We start from the raw sequence: 14,966 nt of genomic DNA on the forward strand, positions 1-14,966 counted from the left end.
GCGGCGCCGCTGCCGCCGCCGCGGACGGGGAGGCCGCCTCCGGCGGCGCGATCCTGACCCGGGAGCGGATCGTGATGGACGGCGGGGCGCGCAACGCCGAGCAGGCCATCGACGAGGCGGGCGGGCTGCTGGTCGCGGCCGGGGCGGTGACCGACGAGTACGTGACCTCCATGCACGAGCGCGAGTCCTCCGTGTCCACGTTCATGGGCAACGGGCTGGCGATCCCGCACGGCACCAACCAGGCCAAGGACAGCATCCGCTCCTCGGCCCTGTCGGTCGTGAAGTACCCCGAGGGCCTGGACTGGAACGGCAAGCCGGTGACCTGGGTGATCGGCATCGCCGGCAAGGACAACGAGCACCTGGCCATCCTGTCGCGGGTCGCGAAGATCTTCGGCAACAAGGAGAAGGTGCGGCAGCTGGACGAGGCGAGCACCGCCGACGAGGTGCTCGAGCTGCTCGGGAAGGTCAACGACTGACCTGGCGCCCGGCCTACGGGGTCCGCCCGGTTCCCGGGCGGGCCCCGTAGGCCGGGAACTCGGGCGGGCCGTGGCCCCGAGGGCTCCGGCGCGGCCCCGGAGCGGGCCGTCGGGCCGGGCCCGTTCCGGGGACACGGCGCCGCGGCCGTCCCCGGAAATGGGGTCCGCGCCCCCGGTCCGGCGCGCCCGGTCGGCACGGATCCATGCGGTAGCCTGAGGCGCATGTGTGGAATTGTTGGATATGTGGGCCCCTCCTCCCAGGCCGCGGACGAGCGCGGCACCTCCTCCGGGCACGACGCCCTGGACGTCCTCGTGGAAGGCCTGCGGCGCCTCGAGTACCGCGGCTACGACTCCGCGGGTGTCGCGGTGCTCTCGAACGGCAGCGTCGGCTTCCGCAAGAAGGCCGGCAAGCTGCTGAACCTCGAGCAGGAGCTGGGCGAGCGCCCCCTGCCGCCCTCGACCACGGGCATCGGGCACACCCGCTGGGCCACCCACGGCGGCCCGTCCGACACCAACGCCCACCCGCACGTCGTCGACGGCGGCCGGCTGGCCGTGATCCACAACGGCATCATCGAGAACTTCGCGGAGATCAAGCGCGAACTGGTCGAGAAGGGCCACGAGTTCGCCTCGGAGACCGACACCGAGGTGGCCGCCGCACTGCTGGCCGACACCTACAACGACCTCGGCGACCAGGACCTCACCACCGCCATGCAGGTCGCCTGCCGTCGGCTCGAGGGCGCGTTCACCCTCCTCGCCGTGCACGTGGACCACCCCGGCCACGTCGTCGCCGCCCGCCGCAACTCCCCGCTGGTGCTCGGCCTCGGCGAGGGCGAGAACTTCCTGGGCTCCGACGTCTCCGGGTTCATCGACTACACCCGCAGCGCCGTCGAGCTCGGCCAGGACCAGGTCGTGACCATCACGGCCGACGACTACGAGATCACCGACTTCCACGGCAACCGGGCGCAGGGCAAGCCCTTCGAGGTGCTGTGGGACGCCGCCGCGGCCGAGAAGGGCGGCTTCCCCTCCTTCATGGAGAAGGAGATCAACGAGCAGCCCTCCGCCGTGGAGCAGACCCTGATGGGCCGCACCGACCCGGACGGCAACCTCGTCCTCGACGAGCTGAAGATCGACGAGTCCGTGCTCCGTGCGGTGGACAAGATCGTCGTCGTCGCCTGCGGCACCGCCGCCTACGCCGGGCAGGTCGCCCGCTACGCCATCGAGCACTGGTGCCGGATCCCCACCGAGGTGGAGCTCGCCCACGAGTTCCGCTACCGCGACCCGATCGTCAACGAGCGCACCCTGGTGGTGGCCCTGTCCCAGTCGGGCGAGACCATGGACACCCTCATGGCGGTCCGGCACGCCCAGGAGCAGGGGGCCAAGGTCGTGGCGATCTGCAACACCAACGGCTCCACCATCCCGCGCGAGGCCGACGCCGCGCTCTACACGCACGCCGGGCCCGAGATCGCGGTGGCCTCGACCAAGGCGTTCCTGGCCCAGATCACCGCCGCCTACCTCCTGGGGCTCTACCTCGCCCAGCTGCGCGGCAACAAGTACAAGGACGAGATCGCCGGGATCCTCGCCGAGCTCGAGGCCATGCCCGCCAAGATCCAGCAGGTCATCGACGCCCAGGACGCGGTCAAGGACCTCGCCCAGTCGATGAAGGACGCGGCCTCCGTGCTGTTCCTCGGCCGCCACGTCGGCTACCCGGTGGCCCTGGAGGGCGCCCTGAAGCTCAAGGAGATCGCCTACATCCACGCCGAGGGCTTCGCCGCCGGCGAGCTCAAGCACGGCCCGATCGCGCTGATCGAGGAGGGCCAGCCCGTCTTCGTGATCGTGCCCTCCCCGCGCGGCCGCGACTCCCTGCACTCGAAGGTGGTCTCCAACATCCAGGAGATCCGGGCCCGCGGCGCGGTGACCATCGTCATCGCCGAGGAGGGGGACGAGGCCGTCGCGGACTACGCGAACCACATCTTCCGCGTCCCGCAGTCCTCGGTGCTGCTCCAGCCGCTGCTCACCACGGTGCCGCTGCAGATCTTCGCCTGCGAGCTCGCCACCGCCAAGGGCTACGACGTGGACCAGCCGCGCAACCTCGCGAAGTCCGTCACCGTCGAGTAGCCGCCCGCCGGACACCGGCCCGTCGCCCCGTTCCCGGGGCGGCGGGCCGGTGGTCGTCGGAGGCCCCGGCCGGGTGTGGCTAGGGTGGGGGCATGATCATCGGCACCGGCATCGACGTGGTGGACATCGCCCGCTTCGAGGAGCAGATCGCCCGCACCCCCGGCCTCGTGGCCCGGCTGTTCACCCCGCTCGAGCGGGACCTGCACGTCCGGTCGCTCGCGGCGCGCTTCGCGGCGAAGGAGGCGGCGGCCAAGGCGCTCAAGGCGCCGCCCGGCATGATCTGGCAGCACTGCTGGATCGAGAACCACCCCTCCGGCGCCCCGGTGCTGTGCACGGAGGGGACCGTGGCGGAGGAGGCCCGACGGCAGGGCATCGACCGGTGGCACCTGACCATGACCCACGACGGCGGGATCGCAATGGCCATGGTCATCGCCGAGCGCACCGGGGAGCCCGGGGGCGCCGCGCCCACCGGGGCGAGTGCGGCGGAGTCCGCCGGGACCGGGGCGGCGTCGTGATCGCGGCGTACACGGGCGCGCAGGTGCGCGACGCGGAGGCGCCCTTCCTGGCCCGGGGGGAGGGCCCCGCCCTGATGCGCCGCGCCGCCCACGGCCTGGCCCTGGCCTGCGCGGAGCGCCTGCGCGCCCGCCGCGGCCGGGTGGCCGGAGCCCGGGTGGTCGTCCTGACGGGCACCGGGAACAACGGCGGGGACGGACTGTGGGCCGGGGCCGAGCTGGCCCGGCGCGGAGCCTCCGTGCTGGCCGTGGCGGTCGGGGACCGGCTGCACCCCGAGGGCGCCGCGGCCCTCGCCGCGGCCGGCGGGCGCGTCCTGCCGCTGGCGGACGCCCCGGAGGGGGAGGGGCCCGCGCGCGTGCTCGCCGCCGACCTGGTGCTCGACGCCGTGCTCGGCACCGGCGCCCGCGGCGGGCTGCGCGGGGCCGCCGCGGACCTCGTCCGGGCGGTGCTGGAGCGGTGGCCGGAGCGGGACGCCCCGCTGGTCGTGGCCTGCGACGTCCCCTCCGGGGTCTCGGCCGACACGGGCGCCGTCACCGGACCGGTGCTCCCCGCGGACCTGACGGTGAGCTTCGGCGGCGCGAAGGCCGGGCTCCTCCTGCCCCCGGGCGATCGCTCCTGCGGGGAGGTGCGCACCGTGCGGATCGGCATCGAGGACGCCCTGCCCGACCCGGCGCTGCGCCGGCTCGAGCCTGGCGACGTCGCGGCGCTGTGGCCGCGGCCCGGCGCGGCGTCCCACAAGTACTCCCGGGGCGTGGTCGGCGTCGTGGCCGGCTCGCCCACGTACCCCGGCGCCGCCCTGATGTGCACCCGGGCCGCCGTGGACGCCGGCGCCGGCATGGTCCGCCACCTCGGCGACGCCGCGACCCGCTCGCTGGTCTGCCTGACCAGCCCGGAGGTGGTCGCCTCCGAGGACCACCCCGCCGACGTGCACGTCCAGGCGTGGGTCGTGGGCCCGGGCGCGGTGGGCGACCCCGCGCAGGAGTCGCGGATCGGGGCCGTCCTCGCCGGCGGGCTGCCCGCCGTCGTGGACGCCGGTGCGCTCACGGCCGCGGCGCGCGCCGCGGCCGAGGGCGGTCTCGGCCCCGGGAAGGTGCTCACCCCGCACGCCGGGGAGCTGGAGCAGGTCCTCGCCTGGCTGGCCGCCCTGCGGGGGGACGCGGACGCCCCCGACCGCGCCGCGATCGAGGCCGAGCCCGCCCGGTGGGCGCGCGCGGCCGCGGAGGCCACCGGCGCCGTGGTCGTGCTCAAGGGCGCCACCACCCTGGTGGCCGCCCCGGACGGCACGCTGCTCTCCCAGGCGGACGGGAGTCCCTGGCTGGCCACGGCCGGCAGCGGGGACACCCTCGCGGGGATCATGGGCGCCGCGCTCGCCGGCTGCGCCGAGGACCCGGACGCGTTCGCCGCCGCCGGGGACTGGGCCCGCGGGGACGCCCGCCTCGCGGTGGCGGCCGCGCTCGCCGTGGCCGTCCACGGGTACGCCTCCCGCCTGGACGGTCTCGGGCCCGTGCCGCCCACGGTCCTCGCCGGCAACGTCCGGCGGGTGCTGCGCTCCCGCGCCTGAGCCGCGCACCCGGCTCGGTGGGCGGCTCGGCCCCCGGGCGGCCACGGCAGCCGCCCGACCCCGCTAAGGTTAAGCGCACTTGCCCCGAACACCAGCCCGCTGACGGTGACCCCTGCCCGGCGGTACGACAGGAGATCCCATGGAAGTCTGGCCCGGCCAGCCCTATCCCCTCGGCGCCACCTTCGACGGCACCGGCACCAACTTCGCGCTCTTCAGCGAGGTCGCCGAGAAGGTCGAACTGTGCCTGTTCGACGACGACGGGACGGAGACCCGCATCGAGGTCGACGCGCAGGACGGCTACGTCTGGCACTGCTACCTGCCCACGGTCCAGCCCGGCCAGCGCTACGGCTACCGGGTGCACGGGCCGTGGAACCCCGCGGCGGGCCAGCGCTGCAACCCCTCCAAGCTGCTGCTCGACCCCTACGCGAAGGCGATCGCGGGCGAGTTCGACTGGGCCCAGCCGCTGTTCTCCTACGACTTCGGCGCCGAGGACTCCCTCAACGAGGAGGACTCGGCCCCGCACATGGCCATGGGCGTGGTGATCAACCCGTTCTTCAACTGGGAGGGCGACCGCACCCCGCGCACGCCGTACCACAAGTCCGTGATCTACGAGGCGCACGTGAAGGGCCTCACCCAGCAGCACCCGGACGTCCCGGAGGAGCAGCGCGGCACCTACGCCGGCGTGGCCCACCCCTCGGTCATCGCCCACCTGCAGAAGCTCGGCGTCACGGCCATCGAGCTAATGCCCGTGCACCAGTTCGTGCAGGACAGCACGCTGCTCGAGAAGGGCCTGCGCAACTACTGGGGCTACAACACGATCGGCTTCTTCGCCCCGCACAACGAGTACAACTCCACCAACGACCTCGGCGGCCAGGTCCAGGAGTTCAAGGCCATGGTGCGCGCCCTGCACCAGGCGGACATCGAGGTCATCCTCGACGTGGTGTACAACCACACCGCCGAGGGCAACCACATGGGCCCCACGCTGTCCATGAAGGGCATCGACAACCAGGCCTACTACCGCACGGTGGAGGGCGACGAGAAGTTCTACATGGACTACACGGGCACCGGCAACTCCCTCAACGTCCGGCACCCGCACTCCCTGCAGCTCATCATGGACTCCCTGCGCTACTGGGTGACCGAGATGCACGTGGACGGCTTCCGCTTCGACCTCGCCGCCACCCTGGCCCGCGAGTTCTACGACGTGGACAAGCTCTCCACGTTCTTCGAGCTCGTCCAGCAGGACCCGGTCGTCTCCCAGGTCAAGCTGATCGCCGAGCCGTGGGACATCGGCCCCGGCGGCTATCAGGTGGGCAACTTCCCGCCGCAGTGGACCGAGTGGAACGGCAAGTACCGGGACACGGTCCGCGACTTCTGGCGCGGCGAGCCGGCGACCCTCGGCGAGTTCGCCTCCCGGATCACGGGCTCCGCGGACCTCTACGAGCACAGCGGCCGGCGGCCCTTCGCGTCGATCAACTTCGTCACGGCCCACGACGGCTTCACGCTGCGGGACATCGTCTCTTACAACGAGAAGCACAACGACGCCAACGGCGAGGACAACAACGACGGGGAGTCCCACAACCGCTCCTGGAACTGCGGCGTCGAGGGCCCCACCGACGACCCGGAGATCCTGGCGCTGCGCGCCCGCCAGCAGCGCAACTTCCTCGCCACCCTGCTGCTGTCCCAGGGCACGCCCATGGTCCTGCACGGGGACGAGCTGGGCCGGAGCCAGGACGGCAACAACAACACCTACTGCCAGGACAACGAGCTGTCCTGGATCGACTGGGAGGCGATGGACGGCCCGCTCACCGAGTTCACCGCCGCGGTCACCCAGCTGCGCCACCAGCACCCCACGTTCCGCCGGTCGAACTTCTTCGACGGCCGGCCCGTGGAGATGGACGAGGACGACACCGGGCGGCCGATGCCCGACATCGCGTGGCTGAACACCGACGGCTCCCCGATGAAGCCCGCCGACTGGGACGAGCCGCTGTCCCGGTCGCTGGGCATGTGGCTCAACGGCCACGGCATCGCGGGGGTGGACATGCGCGGGCAGCCCATCACGGACGTCAACTTCATCGTGTACTTCAACTCCAACCCGGAGCCCGTGAAGTACAAGCTGCCGCCGGCCCGCTACGGCCGGCAGTGGGAGGAGATCCTGGACACCGCCGGCAAGCACTCCGACGGGCAGATCCGCAAGGCCCGCAGCTCGATCACCCTGGAGGGCAAGTCCACGGTCGTGCTGCGCGCCTACGAGGCCCCCGAGGAGGAGCCCGACGCGTCGGTCGCCGCCTCCGTGGCGGTGTACTCGAGGACGCCCGCGGACCAGTGAGCTGAGGCGCCGGCAGACTGTCGACCCGGACACGGGTCGACAGCCTGCTGGCGTTTCCGGGGCCGGGCCGACAGACTGGAGCGGTGCGCACACCTATCTCGACCTACCGACTCCAGATCACCTCCGACCTGACGCTGGACCGCGCGGCCGGGCTCGTGGACTACCTCCACGACCTCGGTGCGGACTGGGTCTACCTGTCCCCGATCCTGCGGGCCGTCGACGGCTCGGACCACGGCTACGACGTCGCGTCCCCGGCCGAGGTGGACCCCGTCCGCGGCGGCCCCGCCGGGCTCAGGGCGCTCGCCGACGCCGCCCACGGCCGCGGCATGGGCGTGCTGGTCGACATCGTCCCGAACCACCAGGGCGTGGCCGTCCCGCAGCAGAACCCGTGGTGGTGGTCCCTGCTCGAGCAGGGGCGGGACTCGCCCTACGCGGACGCCTTCGACGTCGAATGGGGGGCCGGCGGCGGCAAGGTGCTGATCCCGGTGCTCGGCGACGGCGACGAGGAGCTGGCGCAGCTGCGCGTCGAGGACGGCACCCTGCGCTACTACGACAATGTCTACCCCCTCGCGGAGGGCACCTGGGCCGCGGGCGACGACCCGCAGGACGTCCACGCACGCCAGCACTACGAGCTGATCAACTGGCGCCGCGGCGACGCCGAGCTGAACTACCGCCGCTTCTTCACCGTGGCCACGCTCGCCGGGGTGCGCGTGGAGGACCCGGAGGTCTTCGACGAGTCCCACGCCGAGATCAAACGCTGGATCGACGAGGGCCTCGTCGACGGGCTGCGCATCGACCACCCCGACGGGCTGCGGGACCCGCGGCAGTACCTCGAGCGGCTCAAGGAGCTCACCGGCGGCGCCTATGTCGTCGTGGAGAAGATCCTGGAGCCCGGGGAGCGGCTGCCCGGGGACTGGGCCACGGCTGGCACCACGGGCTACGACGCCCTGGGCGTGCTCGACCGGCTGCTCACCGACCCGGCGGGGGAGTACGCCCTCACCAGCCTCGACGCCCGCCTGCGCGGCGGGGAGCCGGTGCACTGGGAGGAGATGATCCACGGCACCAAGCGCGCCATGGCCGACAACGCCCTGCACGCCGAGGTCCTGCGCCTGGCCCGGTCGGTCCCCGCCGGCGCCGGGCTCGGCCACGACGAGGCCGTGGACGCCCTCGCGGAGATCCTGGCGAACTTCCCCGTCTACCGCAGCTACCTCCCCGAGGGCGCCGAGCACCTGCGCGCCGCCCTCGACGCCGCCCGGGCGCGGCGTCCCGACCTCGCCGGACCGATCGGCACCCTGGGGGAGCTGCTCGGGGCCGAAGCCACGGACGACGCCGAGCTCGGCGAACTGGCCCGCCGCTTCCAGCAGACCTCGGGGATGGTCATGGCCAAGGGCGTGGAGGACACCGCGTTCTACCGCTTCCCCCGCCTGACCTCCCTCACCGAGGTGGGCGGCGACCCCTCGCACTTCGCCGTGACGCCCGAGGAGGCCCACGCCGAGCTCGGCCGCCGGGCCGCCGAGGAGCCGCTGGCCATGACCGCCCTGTCCACGCACGACACCAAGCGCTCGGAGGCCGTGCGCGCGCGGATCACGGTCCTGTCCGAGGCCGGCGAGCAGTGGGCCGGCGTGGTGGGCACCGCGAAGAAGCTCGCCGAGGAGGCCGGCGTGCGGGTGGACGACGGCCCGCTGGTGAACCTCGTGCTGCAGGCCGTGGTGGGCGCCTGGCCGCTCTCCCAGGAGCGCACCGTGGACTACGCGCTCAAGGCCGCCCGCGAGGCCGGCAGCTCGACCGCCTGGGTGGACGGGGACGCGGACTTCGAGGACCGGCTCGTGCGGTTCATCGAGCTGGTCTTCCACGACCCCGAGATCCGGGCCGTGGTGGAGGGCTTCGCCCAGCACGTCACCGAGGCCGGCTGGAGCAACGGGCTCGCCGCCAAGCTGGTCCAGCTCACGATGCCCGGCGTCCCCGACGTCTACCAGGGCTCCGAGCTGTGGGCCGAGTCCCTCGTGGACCCGGACAACCGCCGCCCGGTGGACTTCGAGGCCCGGGCCGCGATGCTCGCCCGGCTGGACACCCCCGTGGGCGGGACCGTCGAGGGCATCCCGGCCGTGGGCCCCGACGCCGCCGCCAAGCTGCTCGTCACCAGCCGGGCCCTCCGGCTGCGCCGCGACCACCCGGAGCTGTTCACCGGCTACACCCCGCTGGAGGCCTCCGGCCCGCGGGCCGAGCACGTGTTCGCCTTCGACCGCGGCGGCGCCGTGACCGTGGCCACCCGCCTTCCCCTGGGCCTCGCGGTCCGGGGCGGCTTCACCGACGAGACCCTCGAGCTGCCCGAGGGCGACTTCGAGGACGTGCTCACCCACCGCCCGCACACGGGCACCGTGGCGCTGTCCGCCCTGCTGTCCGACTACCCCGTGGCGCTGCTGCGCCGGAAGGACTCCTGAACCCCCATGAACACCCGTGAGCACCTGAACCGCTTCGACGTCTGGGCCCCGCACGCCCGGTCCGTGACCGTGCGGATCGAGGGCGAGGACCACGCCATGGTCCCCGCCGCGTCCCTGCCCGCGGGCTCCCCCGAGGGGCCCGCCGCCCGCCGCGACGGCTGGTGGACCCTGCCCGACGACGCCGACGTCCCCACGGGCACCGTCCGCTACGGCTACGTCCTGGGCAAGACCTTCGACGAGGGCACCGCCGAGGAGCGCTCGCAGGTCTCCGAGGTCCTGCCCGACCCCCGCTCGCGCCGCCAGCCGCAGGGCGTGCACGACCTGTCCTGCACCTTCGACCCCTCCGCGCACCGGTGGGGCGACACCGCGTGGACGGGCCGGACCCTCGCGGGCTCGGTGATCTACGAGCTGCACCTCGGCACCTTCACGCCCGCCGGCACGCTCGACGCGGCGGTCGAGCGGCTCGACCACCTCGTGGAGCTCGGCGTGGACTTCGTGGAGCTGCTGCCCGTCAACGGCTTCAACGGCGAGCACAACTGGGGCTACGACGGCGTCCTCTGGTACACCGTGGACGAGTCCTACGGCGGGCCCGCGGCCTACCAGCGTTTCGTGGACGCGTGCCACCAGCGCGGGATCGGCGTGATCCAGGACGTGGTCTACAACCACCTGGGCCCGTCCGGGAACTACCTGCCCCTCTTCGCCGACTACTTCAAGCCCGGCTCCAGCACCTGGGGCGACCTCATCAACCTCGACGGCTGGGGCTCGGACGGGGTGCGCGACTACATCCTCGACAACGTGGAGATGTGGCTGCGCGACTACCACGTGGACGGGTTCCGCCTCGACGCCGTGCACGCGCTGCAGGACCACCGGGCCGTGCACATCCTCGAGGAGATCGCCGAGCTCGTGGAGCGGGTGGGCGTGGAGACGGGCAAGCCGCTGTTCACGGTGGCCGAGTCGGACCTCAACGACCACCGGATGATCACGCCGACCACGGCCCACGGCCTGGGCATGACCGGGCAGTGGCTCGACGACTTCCACCACGCCGCGCACGTGGCGCTGACCGGGGAGACCCAGGGCTACTACGCGGACTTCGCCGCGCTGGGGACCCTCGACAAGGTCATGCGCGACGCGTTCTACCACGACGGCACCATGTCGGTGTTCCGCGGCCGCCACCACGGCCGGCCGGTCGACAAGCAGCGGGTGCGCCCGTGGCAGTTCGTCACCTGCATCCAGAACCACGACCAGGTGGGCAACCGGGCCGCCGGGGACCGGATCAGCGCGAGCCTCTCGGCCGACCAGCAGGTGCTCGGCGCCGCCGTGCTGCTCACCCAGCCGTTCACCCCCATGCTGTTCATGGGGGAGGAGTGGGGCGCGTCCACCCCGTGGCAGTTCTTCACCGCCCACCCCGAGCCCGAGCTCGGCGAGGCCGTGGCGAAGGGCCGCAAGGCGGAGTTCGCCTCGATGGGCTGGGACGAGTCCACGGTCCCGGACCCCCAGGCGCCCAGCACCTTCACCGACTCGAAGCTGGACTGGGACGAGCCCGGCCGGGGCGAGCACGCCCGGGTGCTGGCCGCCTACCGCGAGCTCATCGCGCTGCGGCGCGCGGTGCCCGAGCTCACGGACCCGCGGTTCGCGACCATCGACACCGACCACGACGAGGACGCCCGCTGGTTCGTGCTCCGCCGGGCCACGGCGCCGGGCTCCGACCACGGGGTCGCCGTCGTCCTCAACTTCGGGGCGGACCCCGTCGAGGTGCCCGTTCCGGGAGCGGCCGACGCCGAGGTGCTGTTCCGCTCCGGCGAGGTGTCCCTCACCGCGGGGGCCGACGGCGGCGCCGTCGCCGCGCTGCCCGCCCACGGCGCGGCGGTGGTGCGGTACTGACCCGCCGCGCCCCGTCCGCCCCACCGTCCACCGACCCGCGAAAGGCCACTGTGCTCACCTACGGACCCGATGCCCGCTACCTCGCCGCCGAGGACCGCTACGAGACCATGCCCTTCCGGCGCGTGGGGGACTCCGGGCTCAAGCTGCCCGCGATCTCCCTGGGCCTGTGGCACAACTTCGGCGACGACAAGCCGCTCGCCACCCAGCGGGCCACGCTGCGCCGCGCCTTCGACCTCGGCGTGACCCACTTCGACCTCGCCAACAACTACGGCCCGCCGGCCGGCGCCGCCGAGCTGAACTTCGGCAGGATCCTGCGGGAGGACTTCGCGCCGTACCGGGACGAGCTGGTGATCTCCTCGAAGGCCGGCTGGGACATGTGGCCGGGGCCCTACGGCTTCGGCGGCTCGCGCAAGTACCTGCTGTCCTCCCTGGACCAGTCCCTGCAGCGGATGGGCTTGGACCACGTGGACGTGTTCTACCACCACCGCCCGGACCCGGACACGCCGCTCGAGGAGACGATGCGGGCCCTCGACCACGTCGTGCGCTCAGGGCGGGCGCTGTACGTGGGGATCTCCTCCTACAACGCGGAGCTGACCCAGCGCGCCCAGCAGATCGTGCGCGAGCTCGGCACCCCGCTGCTGATCCACCAGCCCTCCTACTCGATGCTCAACCGGTGGGTCGAGGCCCCGGGTCCCTCGGGGACCTCGCTGCTGGGGGCGCTGACCGAGGCCGGCATGGGCTCGATCGTGTTCTCCCCGCTGGCTCAGGGCATGCTCACGGACCGCTACCTCGACGGCATCCCGGAGGGCTCCCGGGCCGCGGCCGAGAAGTCCCTGGACCCCGAGTGGCTCTCGGACACGACCCTGGAGAAGGTCCGCGGCCTGCACGAGATCGCCGCCGCCCGCGGGCAGAGCCTGGCCCAGATGGCGATCGCGTGGGTGCTGCGGGAGCAGCAGGACGGGCAGGTGACCACGGCCCTCGTGGGCGCCTCCTCCCCGGAGCAGCTCGAGGACAGCGTGGGCGCGGTGCGCAACCTCGCGTTCACCCCCGGGGAGCTGGAGGCCATCGACCGGCTGGCCACCGACTCCGACATCAACATCTGGGCGGGCGCCCAGGACTCCAAGCACGCATGAGCCGCGGGGCCCGGTAGACCGTGGAGGTCTCGCAGTACCTCGCCCTGCTGGGCCTGTGGATCGCCGGGATCGTGGCCCCCGGCCCGGACGTGCTGGTGATCCTGCGCAACTCGTCGCTGGGCTCCCGCACGGCCGGCGTGCTCACGGCCGTGGGCGTGATGACCGGCAACCTCGTGTGGATCACGCTGTCCCTCACGGGCGTCACCGTCCTGATCAGCCAGGCCGACACCGTGCAGCTGCTCATCCAGGTGGCGGGGGCGCTGTTCCTCGGCTGGCTGGGGGTGAGCGGGATCCGGGCCGGGCTCGCCGCCCGGACGGCGCCGGCGGCCGTGCCGGCGGGAGGGGCTCCGCCCACGGGGCCCGCCGCGTCCACGGCGCCGCCGGGTGCGGTGCCGCGCGGGCGTGCGCCCGGCCCGGCCCGGGCGTTCGTGCTGGGGCTCGTCACCAACCTCTCGAACGCGAAGGCCATCATCTTCTTCGTGGCGCTGTTCGCCAACGTGGTCCCGGCCGGGGCCCGCTGGTGGGAGACCGCCCTGGTCTTCGTGCTGCTGGTGGCGGTGGGCCTCGCCTGGTTCACCGCCGTGGCGTGGATGGGCTCCGTCGAACGACTGGCGGTGACCTTCCGCCGCCACGGCGCCGCCGTGGAGCTGGCCTCCGGCGCCCTGTTCCTGGTGCTCGCCCTGGCACTGCTGGTGAGCGCGCTGTGAGTATCACCCCTGCCGGCGGTCATCTGCCGCCGGGGGTTTCCTCGCGCGCCGGCCGGTGATAGGAACTAAGCATCCTTATTTCCGGTGCGGCCGCTCTCCGGCGGCTCCGGGCCCGTCCACAGGAGGAGAAGCGCGATGTCCGACAACGAGTACCTGACCCGCTCCATCCACGACCTCACCGCGGCCGCATGGTTCGGTGGCTCCCTCATGGGCGCCGTCGGGCTCAACGGGGCGGCCGCGGCCGCCCAGGACCCGCAGGAGCGCACGCGCCTGTCCAACCTCGGATGGAAGAAGTGGGCCCCGCTCCAGGCGGCGGCGCTGGTCGCCCACGGCGTCGCCGGCGCGGCGCTCATCGCCCAGAACAAGGGCCGGCTGGCCACCCAGGAGGGCGTCGGCGGGGCGACGACCTCCAAGGCCCTGATCACCGTGGTGGGCGCCGGGGTCACGGCCTACTCCCGCGTGCTCGGCAAGAAGATCGAGAAGCTCTCGGACGAGGGCGCGCAGGGCGCCACCGAGCCCCGCCCGGACGCCTCCCCGGAGCTGGCCTCCGCCCAGAAGCAGCTGAAGGTGATCCAGTGGGTGATCCCCGCCCTGGCGGGCACCGTGGTGGTCCTCGGGGCCAAGCACGGCGAGATGCAGCGGCCGCGCAACGTGCTCCAGGGCTGGCTGCGCTGACCGGCGGCCCACCCGCGGAAACGGCCCGTCCCTCCGGGGGTCGGGCCGTTTCCCGTGGCGGGGTCTAGACTTGGGGGGTTTGAGTCCTCCCCGCCGCACCGGACGCCGTCGACGACGTCGCCGCGGCCCGAGCCGCCGGGCGGGGGGCGGACGATCCACGACGAAGGAGAATCGTGTCTCATCATCCGATCCGAGTGGCGGTGGCCGGTGTCGGCAACTGCGCCTCGTCCTTGATCCAGGGCGTGCACTTCTACGCCGATGCCGACCCGGGGCAGACCGTGCCGGGGCTGATGCACGTGGTGTTCGGGGACTATCACGTCTCCGATGTGCAGTTCGTGGCCGCCTTCGACGTGGACGCGGCGAAGGTGGGGGTGGATCTGTGCGAGGCGATCGGCGCCGGGCGGAACAACACGCTGGCCTTCGCCTCGGTGCCGCACACCGGGGTGACCGTCCAGCGCGGGCCGACCCTGGACGGGTTGGGGGCCTATTACCGGGAGATGATCCAGGAGTCGGCGGCCGAGCCGGTCGATGTCGCCGCCGCGCTGCGGGAGGCGCAGGTGGATGTGCTGGTGTCCTATCTGCCGGTGGGCTCGGAGGCCGCCGACCGGTTCTACGCCCAGGCGGCCCTGGACGCGGGGGTGGCCTTCGTCAACGCGCTGCCGGTGTTCATCGCCTCCACCGAGGAGTGGGCGCAGAAGTTCACCGCCGCGGGGGTGCCGATCGTGGGCGATGACATCAAGTCCCAGATCGGGGCGACGATCACCCACCGGGTGCTGGCCAAGCTCTTCGAGGACCGCGGGTACGTGCTGGACCGGACGTATCAGCTCAACGTGGGCGGGAACATGGACTTCATGAACATGCTCGAGCGCACCCGGTTGGAGTCGAAGAAGATCTCCAAGACCCAGGCGGTGACCTCCAACGTGGTGCGGGAGTTCGGCACCGAGGAGGTGCACATCGGGCCCTCGGACCACGTGCCGTGGCTCAACGACCGGAAGTTCGCCTTCGTGCGTCTGGAGGGTCACGGGTTCGGGGACGCCCCGATCTCCTTGGAGTACAAGCTGGAGGTGTGGGACTCCCCGAACTCGGCCGGGGTGATCATCGACGCGATCCGGGCGGCGAAGATCGGGCTGGACCGCGG

11 protein-coding genes are annotated in these 14,966 nt (G+C 72.9%); all 11 read left to right on the forward strand.

Annotated features, from left to right (window positions below; all coding sequences use genetic code 11):
• Positions 1-476: PTS sugar transporter subunit IIA (locus ABL57_RS03220; protein ID WP_047802011.1), on the forward strand; the 476-nt coding region annotated here is incomplete at its 5' end.
• A 222-nt stretch (positions 477-698) separates the two neighbouring features.
• Complete coding sequence (glmS, locus tag ABL57_RS03225) at positions 699-2,591, forward strand: glutamine--fructose-6-phosphate transaminase (isomerizing) (RefSeq protein ID WP_047802012.1); 1,893 nt, start codon at positions 699-701, stop codon at positions 2,589-2,591.
• 92 nt (positions 2,592-2,683) lie between these two features.
• Positions 2,684-3,106: a holo-ACP synthase gene (locus ABL57_RS03230; RefSeq protein ID WP_139318387.1), complete on the forward strand. Its 423-nt coding sequence runs from the start codon at positions 2,684-2,686 to the stop codon at positions 3,104-3,106.
• Positions 3,103-4,665, forward strand: a complete 1,563-nt coding sequence (locus ABL57_RS03235; protein WP_047802013.1) for an NAD(P)H-hydrate epimerase — start codon at positions 3,103-3,105, stop codon at positions 4,663-4,665. Before ABL57_RS03230 ends, ABL57_RS03235 begins: the two co-directional genes overlap by 4 nt.
• Positions 4,666-4,804: 139 nt before the next feature.
• Positions 4,805-6,991 carry a glycogen debranching protein GlgX gene (gene glgX, locus ABL57_RS03240; protein WP_047802014.1) on the forward strand — a complete coding sequence of 729 codons (2,187 nt, stop codon included), beginning with the start codon at positions 4,805-4,807 and terminating at the stop codon, positions 6,989-6,991.
• 83 nt (positions 6,992-7,074) lie between these two features.
• Positions 7,075-9,432, forward strand: a complete 2,358-nt coding sequence (gene treY, locus ABL57_RS03245) for a malto-oligosyltrehalose synthase (RefSeq protein ID WP_047802015.1) — start codon at positions 7,075-7,077, stop codon at positions 9,430-9,432.
• Positions 9,433-9,438: 6 nt separating this feature from the next.
• Positions 9,439-11,313: a malto-oligosyltrehalose trehalohydrolase gene (gene treZ / locus ABL57_RS03250; protein ID WP_047802016.1), complete on the forward strand. Its 1,875-nt coding sequence runs from the start codon at positions 9,439-9,441 to the stop codon at positions 11,311-11,313.
• 50 nt (positions 11,314-11,363) lie between these two features.
• A complete protein-coding gene (mgrA, locus tag ABL57_RS03255; protein ID WP_082157192.1) occupies positions 11,364-12,446 on the forward strand; it encodes an L-glyceraldehyde 3-phosphate reductase in 1,083 nt (360 codons plus the stop codon).
• A 20-nt stretch (positions 12,447-12,466) separates the two neighbouring features.
• On the forward strand, positions 12,467-13,153 hold the full coding sequence (locus ABL57_RS03260) for a LysE family translocator (protein WP_047802017.1): 687 nt from the start codon (positions 12,467-12,469) through the stop codon (positions 13,151-13,153).
• Between the two features lie 135 nt (positions 13,154-13,288).
• Positions 13,289-13,828 (forward strand): hypothetical protein, encoded by a 540-nt coding sequence (locus ABL57_RS03265; protein ID WP_047802018.1) that lies wholly within the window; start codon positions 13,289-13,291, stop codon positions 13,826-13,828.
• 173 nt (positions 13,829-14,001) lie between these two features.
• A partial coding sequence (locus ABL57_RS03270; protein ID WP_047802021.1) for an inositol-3-phosphate synthase occupies positions 14,002-14,966 on the forward strand: 965 nt, incomplete at its 3' end.

The organism is Kocuria sp. SM24M-10 (genome assembly GCF_001027955.1).
GTDB classification, from domain to species: domain Bacteria; phylum Actinomycetota; class Actinomycetes; order Actinomycetales; family Micrococcaceae; genus Kocuria; species Kocuria oceani.

Coding starts and splice junctions, on each gene's coding strand:
- glmS (WP_047802012.1), top strand. CDS start 699: ATGTGTGGAATTGTTGGATATGTGGGCCCCTCCTCCCAGGCCGCGGAC.
- ABL57_RS03230 (WP_139318387.1), top strand. CDS start 2,684: ATGATCATCGGCACCGGCATCGACGTGGTGGACATCGCCCGCTTCGAG.
- glgX (WP_047802014.1), top strand. CDS start 4,805: ATGGAAGTCTGGCCCGGCCAGCCCTATCCCCTCGGCGCCACCTTCGAC.
- treZ (WP_047802016.1), top strand. CDS start 9,439: ATGAACACCCGTGAGCACCTGAACCGCTTCGACGTCTGGGCCCCGCAC.
- ABL57_RS03265 (WP_047802018.1), top strand. CDS start 13,289: ATGTCCGACAACGAGTACCTGACCCGCTCCATCCACGACCTCACCGCG.